The organism is Buttiauxella ferragutiae, assembly GCF_022637515.1.
Lineage (GTDB): Bacteria > Pseudomonadota > Gammaproteobacteria > Enterobacterales > Enterobacteriaceae > Buttiauxella > Buttiauxella ferragutiae.
The window spans coordinates 1,916,364-1,933,503 of sequence record NZ_CP093332.1 but is presented as its reverse complement, the minus strand read 5'-3'; the positions used below and the strand labels follow the sequence as shown (position 1 = coordinate 1,933,503).

Here is a 17,140-nt window from a genome sequence, read left to right as displayed (position 1 = left end):
AGCAGATATGTACGGGGCAAAAGCGACTCAGGCCTATGCAAAAATTGAAGTGGAAAGCGCGGTGATGAGTGCCAGCCAGCAACAACTAGTGACTATGTTGTTTGATGGTGCGCTCAACGCGTTAGTCCGTGCGCGTCTTTTTTTGCAGGATGGCAACCTGGAAGGGAAAGGCCTTTCGCTGTCTAAAGCCATTAATATCATCGATAACGGGCTGAAAATCGGCATTGATGAAACCAGCAGCGACGAACTGACACAGAATCTGCACGCTCTTTATACCTACATGGTGCGACGTATCTTCCAGGCCAATCTACACAATGATGTCAGCGCGATCGAAGAGGTCGAGAACTTGCTGCGAAATATTGCCGATGCCTGGAAAGAAGTTGCTCTGATGCCTAACCGGATTCAGGACGTAGTCTAATGAACCACGCACCGCAACTGTACATTCGCTATCAGCAATTATTAGAGCAGAGCCAGGTGATGCTAAACAACGCCCGCAAAGGAATGTGGGACGAATTAATCGCTAGTGAAATGGATTACGTTAACGCGGTGCATGAACTCACTCAATTCATGAGCGACATTAAGCTCTCCATGCTGATGCAGGAGCAACTCAGCCCTGTGCTCCAGAATATTCTGGACAACGAAAGCGAGATTAAACGCTTACTGCAAATACGCATGGATGAACTGGCGAAACTGGTAGGGCAATCTTCCATACAACAATCCGTGTTAACCGCTTATGGTAAACAGGGAGGCCAGATTCTGGCTCCGCAAGACAATCAGGACATCACTTCCTGATCTTCTATTCCTGGTGCGAGAACGACTGAGCTTTTCGCACCAGGCATTTCCAGGCATATCATCCATAATTGAGATCCCTCTTTATGGAGCCTGTACATGCGCAATCCAACCTTGTTGCAATTTTTCCATTGGTACTACCCCGGCGGGGGCAAGTTGTGGGCTGAAGTGGCAGAACGTGCAGCCACGCTCAATGATATTGGCGTCAATATGGTTTGGTTACCGCCAGCTTATAAAGGCAGTTCCGGTGGCTACTCGGTAGGATATGACAGCTATGATCTTTTTGACCTCGGTGAGTTTGACCAAAAAGGTTCTGTGCCGACTAAATACGGCGACAAAGCACAACTACTGGCCGCGATAAAAGCCCTGCAGGAGAATGAAATCTCCGTTCTGCTCGATGTAGTGGTTAACCACAAAATGGGCGCGGACGAAAAAGAACGTATTCGCGTGAATCGCGTCAACGAACAAAACCGCAATGAGATAGACGACGGCGTGATCGAATGTGAGGCGTGGACACGCTACACGTTCCCTGTCCGCGCCGGTAAATATTCGCAATTTATCTGGGATTACAAATGTTTTAGCGGCGTCGACCATATCGAAAACCCGACGGAAGACGGCATTTTTAAAATCATCAACGACTACACCGGCGAAGGCTGGAACGATCAGGTTGATGATGAACTGGGTAATTTCGACTATTTAATGGGCGAGAATATCGATTTCCGTAACCATGCCGTGACGGAAGAACTGAAATATTGGGCGCGCTGGGTGATGGCAGAAACGGGCTGTAATGGCTTCCGTCTTGATGCGGTGAAACACATTCCAGCATGGTTCTACAAAGAATGGATTGAGCATGTTCAGGAAGTAGCGGAACAACCGTTGTTTATCGTCGCGGAATATTGGTCGCACGAAGTTGATAAACTTCAGGAATATATTGCCCAGGTGGATGGCAAAACGATGCTGTTTGATGCGCCATTGCAAATGAAATTCCACCAGGCCTCAAAGCAAGGCCGCGAATATGACATGAGCCAAATTTTCACCGGCACGCTGGTAGAAGCCGATCCGTTCCACGCCATTACCCTTGTCGCCAATCATGACACTCAGCCACTGCAATCCCTCGAAGCGCCCGTTGAACCGTGGTTCAAGCCGCTGGCGTATGCGCTTATTTTGTTGCGCGAAAATGGTGTGCCAAGCGTGTTCTACCCGGATTTATTCGGTGCCAGCTACGACGACGAAGGTGGCGATGGCGAGACTTATCACATTGACATGCCCGTAATTGAACAGCTGGATGATTTAATTCACGCCCGCGAACTCTTTGCTCACGGTGTGCAAACTCTTTACTTCGATAGTCCTAATTGCATCGCATTCAGCCGCAGCGGTACTGATGAACACCCCGGTTGCGTGGTGGTGTTATCTAACGGCGATGAAGGCGAGAAAACCATTACGCTTGGCGATAATTACGGTGGCAAAAACTGGCGAGATTATTTGGGCAATCGGCAGGAGACTGTGACGACTGATGCCAACGGTAGCGCAACCTTCGCCTGTAACGGCGGCAGTGTCAGCGTTTGGGTGATAGAAGAAGTGTTATAAATGGGTCTGGAACCTCCCTCTCCAGTCATAAGGAGAGGGATACCCTACCCTACGGTAATTTGGTTTGCAGCGGGTTTTTCTGCAAATAATCAGCACATTCCTGCGTTGGACGCTCAACACGTTTCAGCGTCATCCCCGCATACTCCAGCGTATCTCCGAAGCGCTCTACGCTATAAACTTCACGCTTGTTCGTGACGTTATACCAATCGTCTGAACGCACTATCAGTTTACCCGGCAGAGCCATTACGCGCTGCCACTGACGGCAATCCAGCGTATCGCCCGCAGAAGTCACCACCAGCGTCGCTATCGCTTCGGGGCTCACCATCTCACTTTGCGGACCTTGTGACTGCCAGTACCCTGCAAGCCCTGCAGGTGCTGGTGCTTTCACCACTTCGCGGTAATTTTCAACCTGCACACAGCCGCTCAACGCCAGCAACACTGTCAATAATGCAATCTTCTTCATCATCTATCCTGACCGCGGAGAAAAAATAATTTTCGCATTAAAGCACTTAGCTCGCCAGTGTTTCTCTGTTTTGGGAAAAGGCGGCGTCTGCCAATCTGCTGAAACGGCAGTTTGCACCGTCAAAAGCAAACTGAGTCTGGAGCGAAGACATCAGCCATGCTTATCGCTAAGCAAAAACCAATTTGAAAATGTGATCGACAGCACAAAAAGAGGAGAAAACAAACGATATGGGCGCTAAATTTCGCGCCTATTTTTTAGGGTAATCAGCGGAGTGACAGTAATGGAATGGATAATTGCAGCAATAGCAATCCTGTGCTGTGTATATGTCGAAAGCAGCGCTCGCAATCAGCAAAAGCGCAAAGAAATGAAAACACGCCCGCCCACTGAGAGGTGTTAAGACTCCTCGCTAAAGCTCACGCATATAAGAAAGATGATCACCAGGGTTACCAGAAATTTAACCAACCAGGAACGTGAGAAATGAAATGGATGATTGCTGTGGTTTTCTTGGTTGTTGTTGTGGTGGTGAGCGCCATTATGGTGGATAGCGAGGTTGAAGAATCAACGGAGTCTGTTCACCTTTATAGCCAGTATTTTCACACTGTACGACACATCGCTAAGTTTAATATTGCGAGTGACTGTGAAAAATACCGATCACAATCCTTTCAGACTGACGACTACGCAACGCGTTTTTGCTCCAACAAATCAGACTTGAGCACGAATCTAAAATAATCAAAAAGACAAAGACCCGCCCCGGCGGGTCTTTTAATGCTTATATGTATTAAATTATTCATGAATGCATTTTTCAGCTGCATGGTTCGGGGAAAGGAATGGATCAGGCTGGTTATTTGATTGTTGTCATAAAAAGCAGGGGTATTTTGAAGAATAGTTTTGCAGAGGTTTTGGATAAAGGGAAAAGAGTATATATTTTAGCCCCTTATGCAACATATCACCTTCTGAGTTCAGAGGTAAGAAAATGTCCTGGCAACAATTCAAATTAAATTATCTGGTTAAGTTCTGGGCTCCGATGCCCGCCGTTATCGCAGCAGGTATTCTTTCAACTTACTATTTCGGCCTTACAGGAACATTCTGGGCTGTCACCGGCGAATTTACCCGCTGGGGTGGGCAGCTTCTGCAATTAATGGGTGTTCACGCTGAAGAGTGGGGATATTTCAAACTCATTCATCTTGATGGCAACCCTTTAACACGCATTGACGGCATGATGATTATCGGCATGTTCGGTGGATGTTTTGCGGCCGCATTGTGGGCCAATAACGTGAAGCTGCGGATGCCCCAACACCGCATACGTATTATCCAGGCGGTGTTAGGCGGAATCATTGCCGGCTTTGGTGCACGTCTGGCAATGGGCTGTAATCTGGCGGCATTTTTTACCGGTATTCCCCAGTTTTCTCTGCATGCCTGGTTCTTCGCCTTAGCGACTGCGATGGGTTCGTGGTTCGGTGCAAAATTCACCCTTCTCCCGCTGTTCCGTATTCCCGTCAAACTACAAAAAGTCTCTGCCGCCTCGCCACTCACCCAACGCCCTGAGCAAGCAAAACGCCGTTTCCGCATCGGTATGTTGGTATTCGCAGGTATGGTTGGATGGGGCGCACTTACCGCGATGAATCAACCGAAACTCGGTATCGCCATGCTGTTTGGCGTTGGGTTTGGGTTGTTAATTGAGCGAGCGCAAATCTGCTTTACCTCGGCTTTCCGGGATATGTGGATCACTGGTCGTACGCATATGGCGAAAGCAATCATTTTAGGTATGGCGGTCAGTGCTATTGGTATCTTCAGTTATGTTCAGCTTGGTATTGCGCCAAAAATTATGTGGGCTGGCCCTAACGCTGTCATCGGTGGGTTGTTGTTTGGTTTTGGGATTGTACTGGCTGGCGGGTGTGAAACCGGCTGGATGTATCGCGCGGTTGAAGGACAAGTTCATTACTGGTGGGTAGGATTAGGCAACGTTATCGGTTCCACGATCCTTGCATACTACTGGGACGATATTTCACCTGCCCTCGCCACCCAGTGGGACAAAGTCAACTTACTCGATACCTTTGGGCCGCTCGGCGGTTTACTGGTCACCTATTTGCTTTTGCTGGCCGCATTTTTGTTCATTGTCGGTTGGGAAAAACAGTTCTTCCGTCGTAAAAACCTGCACAGTAGCCAGCCTATTAAGGAGAGCGTATGAGCCACAATTATGTACCAGATTTCCGCCTGGATATGGTCGGTGAACCTTGTCCTTACCCGGCAGTTGCCACACTGGAGGCCATGCCACAATTAGCGAAAGGCCAAATTCTTGAAGTGGTGAGCGACTGCCCGCAGTCAATAAATAACATCCCTTTAGATGCCAAAAACCACGGCTACACGGTGCTGGATATTCAACAAGACGGCCCAACTATTCGCTATTTGATTCAACGCTGAACAACCAGAGCGAGGGATAAAACCCTCGCCATTCATCTAAAATGTGCAATGCTTATCAAGCTTAGAAAAGATTTCGCAAACTCAATGGCGAGTTAACAATTATGAATTAAGATTATTCTTATAACCCTAAAATGGAACAACGCCATGCGTGATTTCTTGTCGACATTAAAATATGACTTAAAAATCAACACTGCCAAATCTAAGCTCATTATTTTAATATTCAGAATGGCAACTATTCACGCCAAAACAAAGGCGCTGTACCCGCTTTCATTGATGTTTGTGATTCTCAATCGAGTGGTTAATGAAGGATTGTTTGGTGTCGAACTGAATTATCATTTAAAGATTGGTAAAGGCTTTAAAATATGGCACGGCAACTCAATGATTATTAACAGAAACTGTATTATTGGCGAGAATTTTACCATCCGGCAATTCTGTACCCTTGGTAGCAATAAAAATGGTGTAGATATCAAATTTAACGTGGGTAACAACGTCAATATGGGCGCCCATTCGTGCATCATTGGTGATGATATTGAGATAGGCGACAACGTGACCATTGGCGTTGGAACGTTGGTTTTAAAAAGCGTCCCAGCAAATAGCACAGTCATTTCCAGCAATAAAATGGTTATTCTCGAAAAACACGAAACTTTAACCATCTAAATATCATTCAATCTCATACTTTAGTTGTATTGACTTAATTCACCCCTCCCCGGAAGAAAATTGATAGAGATGACAACTCTTTTTCGTAGGTCGGATTAGCGCAGCGACATCCGACGTAAATGGTGGATGACGCTGACGCTTATCCCCCTACAAAACCCGTTTTTAACCGTTTCCAAAGAAGGTTGATGTTCTGCACATCAGATAAATATTAATCGGCCCAACCTGATTTAGTATTTATTGCTGACTCAGCCATCGTGTATTTCTCTACGGTGTCACCCTTAAAAAGAATGGTCAGCTCTTTTTTGGTACCGCTTGCGCCATTATGGAACAGCCCATAAAACGGAATGAATGATTTCCCGTCTACTTTCACTTTGGCATAAGAGTATTTCCAGATTTCTTTACCACCATCAGTGAAAGAAACATTTTCCGGTGAGCCAAGCATGCTTTTAACTTGTGTTTTGGTGGTAGAGCCTTCTTTAATTTTTGACTGCATGCTGACTTCAGTTTCTTTTTGAAGATGCTTATTCCCCGATGATGCACACCCAGCAAGCACTACTACAACCATTGAAGCGATAATTAATTTTTTCAAATCCCTATCCCATATGTAACATTTTGTCACATGCTCTCAGCAGCGATGGCGCAGAGCCATGCAAAAAAATACAGTTAAATAGATTTAATGTTTGTTGTTTGAGAAACAACCAGATGCAATCATTCAGGAAACCTCAACCAATAAAACACACCTGAAATGAGCAAACTTTACAACCTTTACACTAAATCCCGCGTGGGTTTATCTCCATACGAGAGAACACCAGAGACAGCCCTCATAGCAATGGCTCGCCAATGTGGGCGTGACGAAATTGCCACCATTCATATCAGGCTAAAAATGCTCAAGGCTGAACTGAAAATGAATCCTGAATGGGATGGAGATACTAACGACCAAATCTGGGATGCTATTAATGAGCACAGAAATCTGCTCAAACTCATCTCTGTCAATGAGCCTTACCTGAAGAGGCTACTCTCACGTTCTACGTGGTAATATCCTGATAATTTCTTTATTTATCAGATAGCTTAAACCACTAAACCTGCATATTCATCACTTCCTGATACGCCGACACCATCTTATTGCGCACCTGGATACCCATCTGTAGCGAAACCGACGATTTTTGCAGATCGACCATCACATCATTGAGCGCAACACCCGGTGTTCCGAGGGCAAAATTTTCAGCCTGAGTACGGGCAGCGGTTTGCGTTTCACTGATACGGCCAAGAGCTGCCTGTAACTCACCGGCAAAACTCACTTTTGGCTCGTAATTCTGAACCGGATTCCCCGCTGACAGCGCGGTTGCCTGCAACTGCTGAAGTACGCCTTCGATACCTTGAATTGCCATTTCCCTGCCCCAGTGATTTTAAACGCGGCAAGATTAACACCTTGTCACCAGGACAAAGGCGCTAAATAGCGGCAATAAATAGAGCTAATTCAGCCATCAAAACCGCTAAGAAAGAAAATAATAACGTTGCCATCTTTGTGGAACTTTTGTTGTGGGAGCTCGTTTTGTTCACTCTGTCTATTAAATATGTTGTCTACGCCCAGCTGCGAGGTGCTCAATGACCGCAGCAAGCCTGCCACAAACGCCGCAAAACAAAACCCAGGAGTGGCTGGCCCGCATTCGTGCAAATCCTAAAATCCCGCTAGCGGTCGCAGGCGCTGCGGCTATCGCCATTCTTGTCGCGCTGGTGCTGTGGGCCAAAACGCCTGATTACAAAGTGCTGTACAGCAATCTGGCCGAGCAAGATGGCGGTGCCATCGTCACTCAACTGACCCAGATGAATGTGCCTTATCGTTTCTCTGATAACGGCAGCGCGATTTTGGTCCCGGCAGATAAAGTCTACGATCTGCGTTTGCGCATGGCACAGCAAGGGTTACCGAAGGGTGGCGCAGTCGGCTTTGAATTACTGGATCAAGAAAAGTTTGGCATCAGCCAGTTTAGCGAGCAGGTGAACTACCAACGCGCACTGGAAGGCGAACTGGCGCGTACCATCGAAACGCTTGGCCCGGTCAAAACAGCGCGTGTGCATCTGGCGATGCCTAAACCTTCTTTGTTTGTTCGCGAACAAAAATCCCCTTCTGCTTCAGTCACACTTAGCCTGGAAGCTGGTCGTGCGTTAGACGAAGGACAAGTCAGTGCCGTGGTGCATATGGTGTCGAGTGCGGTTGCTGGTTTGCCGCCAGGCAATGTGACGCTGGTCGACCAGGGCGGGCATTTGCTGACGCAGTCCAATACCGCAGGCCGTGACCTTAACGATGCACAGCTTAAATATGCAATGGATGTCGAAAGCCGTTACCAGCGCCGCATCGAAGCCATTCTTGGGCCGATTGTCGGCAACAATAATGTCCACGCGCAGGTCACCGCACAAATTGACTTCTCTAATAAAGAACAAACACAAGAGCAGTATCACCCGAACAGCGATCCCTCTCAGGCAGCGGTGCGTTCGCGCCAGCTTAACCAAAGCGAGCAAGTGAATGGCCGTAACCCAGGTGGTGTGCCAGGTGCACTATCTAACCAACCTGCCCCACCGAATAACGCCCCCATTTCAACACCGCCACAAGCTACGCCAGCGAATGCTCAGCCGCAGCAAACACAGGCAACATCCACATCTGCGCAGAGTGGCTCGAGTAACACCCAGCGTGACGAGACCACCAACTACGAGGTCGACCGCACCATTTTGCATACCAAGTTGAACGTCGGTGATGTTCAGCGGCTGTCTGTCGCGGTGGTGGTGAACTACCGCCAGCTTACCGATGGCAAACCACTGCCATTGACTGCCGATCAGATGAAGCAAATTGAAAATCTGACGCGTGAAGCGATGGGTTATTCCGATAAACGCGGCGATACGCTCAATGTCGTTAACTCACCGTTTAGCGCCAGCGATGAAACCAGTGCGGAACTGCCGTTCTGGAAGCAACAAGCCTTCTTCGAGATGTTGATGTCGGCCGGTCGTTGGTTGTTGGTGTTGATTGTTGCCTGGCTGCTGTGGCGCAAAGTGGTGCGCCCACAACTGCAACGCAAAGAAATGGCACAACAAGCCCTGGTTGAAGCCCAACGCCAGCGTGTGGAAGAGGAAGACGCCGTTTCTGTACGCCTGACGAAAGACGAACAGCAGCAGCAACGCAAAGTTAACCAACGCCTCGGCGCTGAAGTCATGAGCCAGCGTATTCGCGAGATGTCTGATAACGATCCGCGCGTGGTCGCGCTGGTGATACGCCAATGGATGAGTAACGAACTATGAGTATTAGCGGAACAGAGAAAAGCGCCATTCTGTTGATGACCATTGGCGAAGACCGTGCGGCGGAGGTGTTCAAGCATCTCAGTCCACGTGAAGTCCAGCATCTCAGTGCCGCGATGGCCAGCATTCGCCAGATTTCTAATAAGCAACTGACCGAGGTGTTGGCCGAGTTCGAACAAGAAGCCGAGCAGTACGCCGCGTTGTCGGTCAACGCGAACGATTATCTGCGTTCGGTGTTGATCAAAGCCCTGGGCGAAGAGCGTGCCTCCAGCCTGCTGGAAGATATTCTGGAAACCCGCGAAACCACGTCGGGCATGGAAACGCTCAACTTTATGGAACCGCAAAGTGCTGCGGACCTGATTCGCGACGAGCACCCGCAAATTATCGCTACCATCCTGGTTCACCTCAAACGTGCTCAGGCGGCAGATATTCTGGCGTTGTTCGACGAGCGTTTACGCCACGACGTGATGCTGCGTATCGCGACCTTCGGCGGCGTGCAGCCTGCGGCATTGGCTGAGTTGACCGAAGTGCTCAACAACCTGCTCGACGGCCAAAACCTCAAGCGCAGCAAAATGGGTGGCGTGAGGACGGCAGCAGAAATTATCAACCTGATGAAAACTCAGCAGGAAGAAGCGGTTATCACTGCCGTTCGCGACTTCGATGGCGAGCTGGCACAAAAAATTATCGACGAAATGTTCCTGTTCGAAAACCTCGTCGAAGTCGACGACCGCAGCATCCAGCGCCTGTTGCAGGAAGTGGAGTCCGAATCGCTGCTTATCGCCCTCAAAGGTGCCGAACAGCCACTGCGCGAGAAATTCCTGCGCAACATGTCGCAACGTGCGGCAGATATTCTGCGCGACGACCTCTCCAACCGTGGCCCGGTACGCCTGTCGCAGGTAGAAAACGAACAGAAAGCCATTCTGCTTATCGTTCGTCGCCTGGCAGAAACCGGCGAGATGGTCATTGGCACCAGCGAGGATACTTATGTCTAACGGGCTTGCGTGGAAAATCTGGACGCCAGACGATTTAGCACCGCCGTCGCAGGCATTTGAGCCATTGTTCGCCTCTGATGCTGAAGATGAACCCACTGAATCGCCTGAAGAAAGCGAGCCCAACTTGCAGCAGCAACTGGCACAAATGCAGATGCAGGCGCACGAACAAGGTCATCAACTGGGTTATGCCGCAGGGCATACAGCGGGTGCAGAAGAAGGCCGTAACGCAGGTTTTCAGCAAGGCCTGGAGCAGGGGCTGGCTGAAGCTAAGCAACAGCAAGCACCGGTTCATGCGCGGATGCAGCAACTGGTTAGCGAATTCCAGTACACCCTGGATGCGCTCGATAGCGTCATCGCTTCGCGTTTGATGCAAATGGCACTGGAAGCGGCACGTCAGGTTATTGGTGAGTCAAAAGGCATTGATAACAGTGCGCTGATTAAACAGATCCAGGCGCTTTTACAACAAGAGCCGCTGTTCAGTGGCAAACCACAGTTGCGCGTGCATCCCGATGATTTACAACGTGTTGAAGAAATGCTCGGCGCAACACTCAGCCTGCATGGCTGGCGTCTGCGTGGCGACCCAAGTCTGCATCAAGGCGGCTGCAAAGTGTCTGCCGATGAAGGCGACCTCGACGCCAGTGTGGCAACACGCTGGCAGGAACTCTGCCGCCTTGCAGCTCCAGGAGTGTTGTGATGACTGCCCGTTTAACACGCTGGCTCAACACGCTCGATAATTTCGAAGCGCGGATGTCACAGTTACCCACCGTTCGCCGTTATGGCCGACTGACACGGGCCACCGGCCTGGTGCTGGAAGCCACCGGTTTGCAATTGCCCCTTGGGGCGACCTGCATTATCGAACAGCACTCCAGAGATATTGAGTGCGAAGTTGTCGGTTTTAACGGCAAGAAACTGTTCCTGATGCCCCTTGAGGAAGTCGAAGGGATCTTGCCAGGTGCTCGCGTTTACGCGCGCGCCACCGCTGAAGGTGGCCTGCATAGCGGGAAAAAATTGCCACTTGGCCCGGCACTATTAGGACGGGTACTTGATGGAAGTGGCCGTCCACTAGATAGCCTTCCGGCCCCTGAAACCACCACTATGGGGGCGCTGGGTGCCGCGCCATTCAACCCGTTACAACGAACGCCTATCGAACACGTTCTGGATGTCGGCGTGCGCCCAATTAACGCACTGCTGACTGTCGGGCGCGGGCAGCGTATGGGGCTATTCGCCGGTTCCGGCGTCGGCAAGAGCGTGCTGTTGGGCATGATGGCGCGTTATACCCAGGCTGATGTGATTGTGGTGGGTTTAATCGGCGAGCGTGGTCGTGAGGTTAAAGACTTTATCGAGAATATTCTTGGCCCTGAAGGCCGCGCCCGTTCTGTGGTGATTGCCGCTCCAGCAGATGTTTCACCGTTATTGCGTATGCAGGGTGCCGCGTACGCCACGCGTATCGCCGAAGATTTCCGTGACCGCGGTCAGCATGTGTTGCTGATTATGGACTCCCTCACCCGCTATGCGATGGCGCAGCGTGAAATCGCGCTGGCGATTGGTGAACCTCCGGCTACCAAAGGTTATCCGCCGTCGGTGTTTGCCAAGCTCCCGGCGCTGGTTGAACGTGCCGGTAACGGCATCTCTGGCGGCGGTTCGATTACCGCGTTTTACACCGTGTTGACCGAAGGCGATGACCAACAAGATCCGATTGCCGACTCCGCACGCGCCATTCTTGATGGTCACATCGTGTTGTCGCGCCGCCTTGCGGAAGGCGGACATTATCCGGCTATCGACATTGAAGCCTCCATCAGTCGCGCCATGACCTCACTCATTACCGACCAACACTACGCCCGTGTTCGTCACTTCAAGCAGTTGTTATCCAGCTTCCAGCGTAATCGCGATTTAGTCAGCGTTGGCGCGTATGCCAAAGGCAGCGATCCGCAGCTCGACAAAGCCATTGTGTTGTGGCCGCAACTGGAAGCCTTTTTGCAGCAAGGGATTTTCGAGCGCAGCGGCTGGGAAGAAGCGTGCCAGTCACTGGAGATTATTTTCCCTGGGGTTTGATGTTCACAACAACGGTGGATGACGGGTTTCGTCGGTCGGTTAAGCGAAGCGCCATCCGACACTAGCTTGATGGGAGATCGGTATGAACCAAAGCACCGCACTGGATACCCTGTGTGACCTCGCAGTAAAAGAGGTCGACGATGCAGCAGTTCGCTTAGGTGAAATGCGTCGCGGCTGCCAGCAGGCGGAAGAACAACTCAACATGCTGATTAACTATCAGTTTGAATACAGCAGCAGCCTGAATGACAACATGAGCCAGGGGATCGCCAGTAACCGTTGGCAGAATTATCAGCAGTTTATACAGACACTTGAGAAAGCTATTGACCAGCACCGCCAGCAACTCTCGCAGTGGAACAATAAGGTCAACCTGGCGCTCAACTTCTGGCAAGAGAAGCAAAAAAGATTACAGGCCTGGCAAACTTTGCAAGACCGAAAAGCCGCGCAGGTGTTACTGGCCGAAAACAAGCTTGATCAAAAACTGATGGATGAATATGCCCAGCGGGCAACACTGAGGAAGGTCGAACAATGATGCAGCCCCTGATAATCACTTCTCCTGATGTCGCAAGCCGCTCGACTACTGCGGGCGGTGCCACCGTCGCAGATAAAGGTTTCAGCGAAGATTTTCTGAGCCTGCTCGGTAAAGCGTTACCCGGCGAGATTTCGCTGGCAGACGGCAAAACCGTGTCGCTTGAAGCCGCGCTGAATAAAACGGCGAGCAAAGGCACCAGCACTGCCGATGAAAAAGCAACTCTCGCCTCACTGCTGAGCAATCTCGACACGCCAGAAGCACTTTCCGCCCTGCTTGCTAATGTGAAGAAAACCAGCAGCGACGATAAAACAGCGCAAATTGAAGCGCCGAGTGAGCAAAACCATACCCTGAGCAATGCGGATATGCAGGCGTTGAGCGCCCTGTTTGCCATGTTGCCGCAGCAAACGCCAACCGCCAGCGCCCTGAATATGCAGCCTGAAACGGATGGCGAGGGTTCAAACGCGCTAAATGTTTTGCTCGCAGGCAGCGGTATCAAAAACACCCTGACGACGGATAGCCGTGACAACGCTAGCGCGTTGGACAAAACCCCTGGGCTTCTGGATAAATCCACGCCAGGGAATACTGCGCCGTCCACCAGCAACGAACCCGTGGTCGACACGAAAACCTTCGCCGCCTTAAACAATGTGGAAAATGGCAGCCGCGATAATGCCGCCAACAATACGGCCACTACATCAACGCTCACCGCGCCAGCCTTCAGTACCGCAACCGTTGCCACACCGGCCACAACTCAAATTGCCGTGCCTGTCGCACCACAGATTAGCGCACAACTGGGAAGCCAGGAGTGGCAGCAGTCGGTAAGCCAGCACATCGCTTTATTCACCCGCCAGGGCCAGCAAACGGCTGAGCTACGTTTGCATCCTGAAGATCTCGGCCAGATTCAAATCAGCATGAAACTCGACGATAACCAGGCACAATTGCAGATGGTTTCAGCCCACAGCCATGTGCGTGCCGCACTCGAAGCCACGCTGCCCAACTTGCGTATTGCGCTGGCGGAAAGCGGCATTCAACTGGGGCAAAGCAGTATCAGCAGTGAAAGTTTTGCACAACAGCAACAACAGCAATCCGGGCAACAGCAGCAACAGGCACAACGTTCAGCAGGCAGCTTCCCGTCGATGGGAGAGTCTGAATCGCTGGCCGTTCCTGCCAGTATTCAACGTTTAGCGTCGGGAAATAACGCGGTGGATATTTTTGCCTGAGTCGCTCTCCCTAAGCTAAACGTCAGATGTAGAGATAAAAATCCCCTGTTTTCGGGCCTTTGAACGCCCGCAGACACGGGATAATTGACCCATATGCAGTACCGATACAGGAAAGATGCGTTTTATGACTGACACCGCTTTGCCAAAAAGCCGCAAGGGCTCCATCTGGATGATGTTACTGGTCCTGATTACTCTTGCAGCGTGTGCTACCGCAGGTTACAGCTACTGGCGTATGAAGCAAGAACCGGCTTCTGCTCAGACGAAAGCACCGGAGCCACCACCCGCGCCCGTGTTTTACGCACTGGATACGTTCACCGTTAACCTCGGTGACGCTGACCGCGTGTTGTACATCGGTATCACGTTGCGTCTGAAAGACGATGCCACGCGTCAACGCCTGAGCGAATTCCTGCCAGAAGTGCGTAGCCGCTTGCTGCTGCTGTTCTCCCGTCAGGATGGTGCAGCCCTGGCGACCGATGAAGGCAAACAAAAACTGGTTGAAGCCATCAAGAATACGCTGGCTCCACCGCTTGTCGCCGGGCAACCCCAACAGGCAGTCAGCGACGTGCTGTATACCGCCTTTATTTTGCGGTAATCCCATGGGCGATAGCATTCTTTCTCAGGCCGAAATTGACGCACTGTTAAATGGCGACAGTGACAGTAGCGACGAACCGACAGCTGGCTCGTCGCCAGAAACGGACATTCGTCCGTATGACCCTAACACTCAGCGTCGTGTGGTGCGTGAACGCCTGCAAGCGCTGGAAATTATCAACGAGCGTTTTGCCCGTCAGTTCCGTATGGGGTTGTTTAACCTGTTACGCCGTAGCCCGGACATCACGGTCGGGGCGATCCGCATTCAGCCCTATCACGAATTTGCCCGCAATCTGCCGGTACCCACCAACCTCAACCTGATGCACCTCAAACCGCTGCGTGGTACCGGTTTGTTCGTGTTTTCACCGAGCCTGGTGTTTATCGCCGTGGATAACCTGTTTGGTGGCGACGGGCGTTTCCCGACAAAAGTGGAAGGCCGCGAATTCACCCATACCGAACAGCGGGTGATTAACCGCATGCTGAAACTGGCACTGGAATCGTACAGCGATGCGTGGAAAGCGATTTATCCGCTCGATGTGGAATATGTGCGCTCCGAGATGCAGGTGAAATTTACCAACATCACCACGTCGCCAAACGACATCGTGGTGAACACTCCGTTCCATGTCGAGATAGGCAACCTGACCGGCGAGTTTAATATCTGCCTGCCATTTAGCATGATTGAACCGTTGCGCGAGCTGTTGGTGAATCCGCCGCTGGAAAACTCCCGCCAGGAAGACCAAAGCTGGCGCGATACGCTGGTGCGCCAGGTTCAGCACTCCGAACTGGAACTGATCGCCAACTTCGCTGACATACCGCTGCGTCTGTCGCAAATTTTAAAATTGAAACCTGGTGACGTGCTGCCGATGGATAAACCGGAGCGCATTCTGGCGCACGTTGACGGTGTTCCGGTGCTGACCAGTCAGTACGGCACACTTAACGGTCAGTACGCTTTGCGCGTCGAACATTTGATCAACCCAATCCTGAATTCGCTGAACGAGGAACAGCCCAAATGAGTGATATTAATCAACCGTCCGACGACAATGCAGGCTCCGTGGACGATCTGTGGGCTGATGCGCTAAACGAACAAAAAGTCTCCACCAAGAGTACCGCTGACAGCGTGTTCCGTGCGCTGGAAGGCAATGACATTGCCGGGGCGATGCAGGACATCGACCTGATTATGGACATTCCGGTCAAGCTGACAGTGGAACTGGGCCGTACCCGTATGACCATCAAAGAACTGCTGCGTTTATCGCAAGGTTCGGTGGTGGCGCTGGATGGCCTGGCAGGCGAACCGCTGGATATTCTGATCAACGGCTATCTGATTGCCCAGGGTGAAGTGGTCGTCGTGGCCGACAAATACGGTGTGCGCATCACCGACATCATTACGCCATCTGAACGTATGCGTCGTCTGAGCCGTTAATTCGATGAAAACCCAGGCAACAGTACAGCAACCGACTGCCGCCAGCACCGGCTCTTCGTTGGTGCAAGTGAGCGGAGCCTTAACGGCGATTATTATTTTTATCTTACTTGCCGCCTGGGTAGCAAAACGTTTTGGCCTGGCACCCAAAAACGGCTCCAGCAAAGAGATGAAAGTCAGCGCCAGTTGTAGCGTTGGCGCTCGCGAACGGGTGGTGATTGTGGATGTCGCAGACGCGCGTCTGGTACTTGGCGTCACCGCCGGGCAAATTACTCATCTGCATACGCTGCCCGCCGCAGCGGTCAGTGAAACGGTTTCCCCGGTTGCCCCTGCTGATTTCCATGATTTGATGAAAAAAAGCCTGATGAAAAACCTGCTTAAACGTAACGGGAAAGATTGATGAAACGTTGGATCCCCTTCTCGTTGCTCGGCTTGCTGCTTGTGATGCCAGCCGCCTTCGCACAATTACCGGGGCTTATCAGCCAGCCGATGTCCAACGGCGGGCAAAGCTGGTCGCTACCGGTTCAGACGCTGGTGTTTATCACCTCGCTGACCTTTTTACCGGCCATCTTGCTGATGATGACCAGCTTCACGCGCATCATTATTGTTTTTGGCCTGCTGCGTAGTGCATTGGGTACGCCGTCTGCACCGCCAAACCAGGTGCTGCTGGGGCTGGCGCTGTTTTTAACCTTTTTCATTATGGCGCCAGTGTTCGATAAAATTTATACCGATGCCTATCAGCCGTTTAGTGAAAACAAAATCCAGATGGATGAAGCGCTGGAAAAAGGTTCTCAACCGCTGCGCGAGTTCATGCTGCGCCAAACCCGTGAAGCGGATCTGGCGTTGTTTGCCCGTCTGGCGAATACGCCACCGCTCGAAGGCCCGGAAGTGGTACCGATGCGCATATTGCTTCCGGCCTATGTTACCAGCGAGCTGAAAACGGCTTTCCAGATTGGCTTTACGGTGTTCATTCCGTTTTTGATTATCGACCTGGTGATCGCCAGCGTGCTGATGGCGTTGGGGATGATGATGGTGCCACCGGCAACCATTGCCCTGCCCTTTAAATTAATGCTGTTTGTCCTGGTGGATGGCTGGCAATTGCTGGTCGGCTCGCTGGCGCAAAGTTTCTACAGTTAGAGGGGA

At 51.1% G+C, this 17,140-nt stretch carries 21 protein-coding genes; 18 read left to right on the top strand and 3 right to left on the bottom strand.

Going from position 1 to position 17,140, the window contains the following annotated elements:
- Positions 1-7: 7 nt before the first annotated feature.
- The 3 genes from fliS (at position 8) to amyA (ending at position 2,376) form a co-directional block, all read left to right on the top strand.
- Positions 8-418 carry a flagellar export chaperone FliS gene (gene fliS, locus MNO13_RS08795; RefSeq protein ID WP_064545546.1) on the top strand — a complete coding sequence of 137 codons (411 nt, stop codon included), beginning with the start codon at positions 8-10 and terminating at the stop codon, positions 416-418.
- Entirely contained in the window at positions 418-792 is a 375-nt protein-coding gene (fliT, locus tag MNO13_RS08790; RefSeq protein ID WP_064545544.1) for a flagella biosynthesis regulatory protein FliT, read from the top strand. The genes fliS and fliT overlap by 1 nt, the downstream gene beginning before the upstream one ends.
- 96 nt (positions 793-888) lie before the next feature.
- A complete protein-coding gene (gene amyA, locus MNO13_RS08785) occupies positions 889-2,376 on the top strand; it encodes an alpha-amylase (protein ID WP_241939808.1) in 1,488 nt (495 codons plus the stop codon).
- 49 nt (positions 2,377-2,425) lie between these two features.
- Here the strand turns inward: amyA and yedD are convergent, their stop codons facing one another.
- The gene (gene yedD, locus MNO13_RS08780) at positions 2,426-2,839 is read right to left on the bottom strand and encodes a lipoprotein YedD (RefSeq protein WP_121813817.1); all 414 of its coding nucleotides are present in this window, start codon (positions 2,837-2,839) and stop codon (positions 2,426-2,428) included.
- A gap of 477 nt (positions 2,840-3,316) precedes the next feature.
- Between yedD and MNO13_RS08775 the strand changes: the two genes are divergently transcribed.
- The 4 genes from MNO13_RS08775 to MNO13_RS08760 all read left to right on the top strand — a co-directional run bounded on the left by MNO13_RS08775 (position 3,317) and on the right by MNO13_RS08760 (position 5,917).
- A complete protein-coding gene (locus tag MNO13_RS08775) occupies positions 3,317-3,568 on the top strand; it encodes a hypothetical protein (RefSeq protein ID WP_064545537.1) in 252 nt (83 codons plus the stop codon).
- Positions 3,569-3,812: 244 nt separating this feature from the next.
- Positions 3,813-5,027, top strand: coding sequence for a selenium metabolism membrane protein YedE/FdhT (gene yedE / locus MNO13_RS08770; protein WP_241939807.1), 1,215 nt, complete (start codon positions 3,813-3,815; stop codon positions 5,025-5,027).
- On the top strand, positions 5,024-5,260 hold the full coding sequence (gene yedF, locus MNO13_RS08765) for a sulfurtransferase-like selenium metabolism protein YedF (protein WP_064545534.1): 237 nt from the start codon (positions 5,024-5,026) through the stop codon (positions 5,258-5,260). The genes yedE and yedF overlap by 4 nt, the downstream gene beginning before the upstream one ends.
- A gap of 144 nt (positions 5,261-5,404) precedes the next feature.
- The gene (locus tag MNO13_RS08760; protein ID WP_064545532.1) at positions 5,405-5,917 is read left to right on the top strand and encodes a serine acetyltransferase; all 513 of its coding nucleotides are present in this window, start codon (positions 5,405-5,407) and stop codon (positions 5,915-5,917) included.
- Positions 5,918-6,125: 208 nt separating this feature from the next.
- On the opposite strand, the gene MNO13_RS08755 is transcribed toward MNO13_RS08760, so the two are convergent.
- Positions 6,126-6,506, bottom strand: coding sequence for a hypothetical protein (locus MNO13_RS08755; RefSeq protein ID WP_121813819.1), 381 nt, complete (start codon positions 6,504-6,506; stop codon positions 6,126-6,128).
- Between the two features lie 487 nt (positions 6,507-6,993).
- Positions 6,994-7,305 (bottom strand): flagellar hook-basal body complex protein FliE, encoded by a 312-nt coding sequence (gene fliE / locus MNO13_RS08750; protein ID WP_121813821.1) that lies wholly within the window; start codon positions 7,303-7,305, stop codon positions 6,994-6,996.
- 217 nt (positions 7,306-7,522) lie between these two features.
- Between fliE and fliF the strand changes: the two genes are divergently transcribed.
- The 11 genes from fliF to fliP all read left to right on the top strand — a co-directional run bounded on the left by fliF (position 7,523) and on the right by fliP (position 17,134).
- Positions 7,523-9,205 (top strand): flagellar basal-body MS-ring/collar protein FliF, encoded by a 1,683-nt coding sequence (fliF, locus tag MNO13_RS08745; protein WP_064545527.1) that lies wholly within the window; start codon positions 7,523-7,525, stop codon positions 9,203-9,205.
- Positions 9,202-10,194, top strand: coding sequence for a flagellar motor switch protein FliG (fliG, locus tag MNO13_RS08740; RefSeq protein ID WP_064545525.1), 993 nt, complete (start codon positions 9,202-9,204; stop codon positions 10,192-10,194). Before fliF ends, fliG begins: the two co-directional genes overlap by 4 nt.
- A complete protein-coding gene (gene fliH, locus MNO13_RS08735) occupies positions 10,187-10,888 on the top strand; it encodes a flagellar assembly protein FliH (RefSeq protein ID WP_064545523.1) in 702 nt (233 codons plus the stop codon). The genes fliG and fliH overlap by 8 nt, the downstream gene beginning before the upstream one ends.
- Positions 10,888-12,246: a flagellar protein export ATPase FliI gene (gene fliI / locus MNO13_RS08730; RefSeq protein WP_241939806.1), complete on the top strand. Its 1,359-nt coding sequence runs from the start codon at positions 10,888-10,890 to the stop codon at positions 12,244-12,246. The genes fliH and fliI overlap by 1 nt, the downstream gene beginning before the upstream one ends.
- Positions 12,247-12,328: 82 nt before the next feature.
- Entirely contained in the window at positions 12,329-12,775 is a 447-nt protein-coding gene (fliJ, locus tag MNO13_RS08725) for a flagellar export protein FliJ (protein ID WP_064545519.1), read from the top strand.
- Positions 12,772-13,992: a flagellar hook-length control protein FliK gene (locus tag MNO13_RS08720; RefSeq protein ID WP_241939805.1), complete on the top strand. Its 1,221-nt coding sequence runs from the start codon at positions 12,772-12,774 to the stop codon at positions 13,990-13,992. Before fliJ ends, MNO13_RS08720 begins: the two co-directional genes overlap by 4 nt.
- Before the next feature lie 124 nt (positions 13,993-14,116).
- On the top strand, positions 14,117-14,584 hold the full coding sequence (gene fliL, locus MNO13_RS08715) for a flagellar basal body-associated protein FliL (protein ID WP_064545585.1): 468 nt from the start codon (positions 14,117-14,119) through the stop codon (positions 14,582-14,584).
- A 4-nt stretch (positions 14,585-14,588) separates the two neighbouring features.
- A complete protein-coding gene (gene fliM / locus MNO13_RS08710; protein WP_064545515.1) occupies positions 14,589-15,593 on the top strand; it encodes a flagellar motor switch protein FliM in 1,005 nt (334 codons plus the stop codon).
- Positions 15,590-16,000 carry a flagellar motor switch protein FliN gene (gene fliN / locus MNO13_RS08705; protein WP_064545513.1) on the top strand — a complete coding sequence of 137 codons (411 nt, stop codon included), beginning with the start codon at positions 15,590-15,592 and terminating at the stop codon, positions 15,998-16,000. Before fliM ends, fliN begins: the two co-directional genes overlap by 4 nt.
- A 4-nt stretch (positions 16,001-16,004) precedes the next feature.
- The gene (fliO, locus tag MNO13_RS08700; protein ID WP_241939804.1) at positions 16,005-16,397 is read left to right on the top strand and encodes a flagellar biosynthetic protein FliO; all 393 of its coding nucleotides are present in this window, start codon (positions 16,005-16,007) and stop codon (positions 16,395-16,397) included.
- Complete coding sequence (gene fliP / locus MNO13_RS08695) at positions 16,397-17,134, top strand: flagellar type III secretion system pore protein FliP (RefSeq protein ID WP_064545509.1); 738 nt, start codon at positions 16,397-16,399, stop codon at positions 17,132-17,134. The genes fliO and fliP overlap by 1 nt, the downstream gene beginning before the upstream one ends.
- The last annotated feature ends 6 nt before the right edge of the window (positions 17,135-17,140 follow it).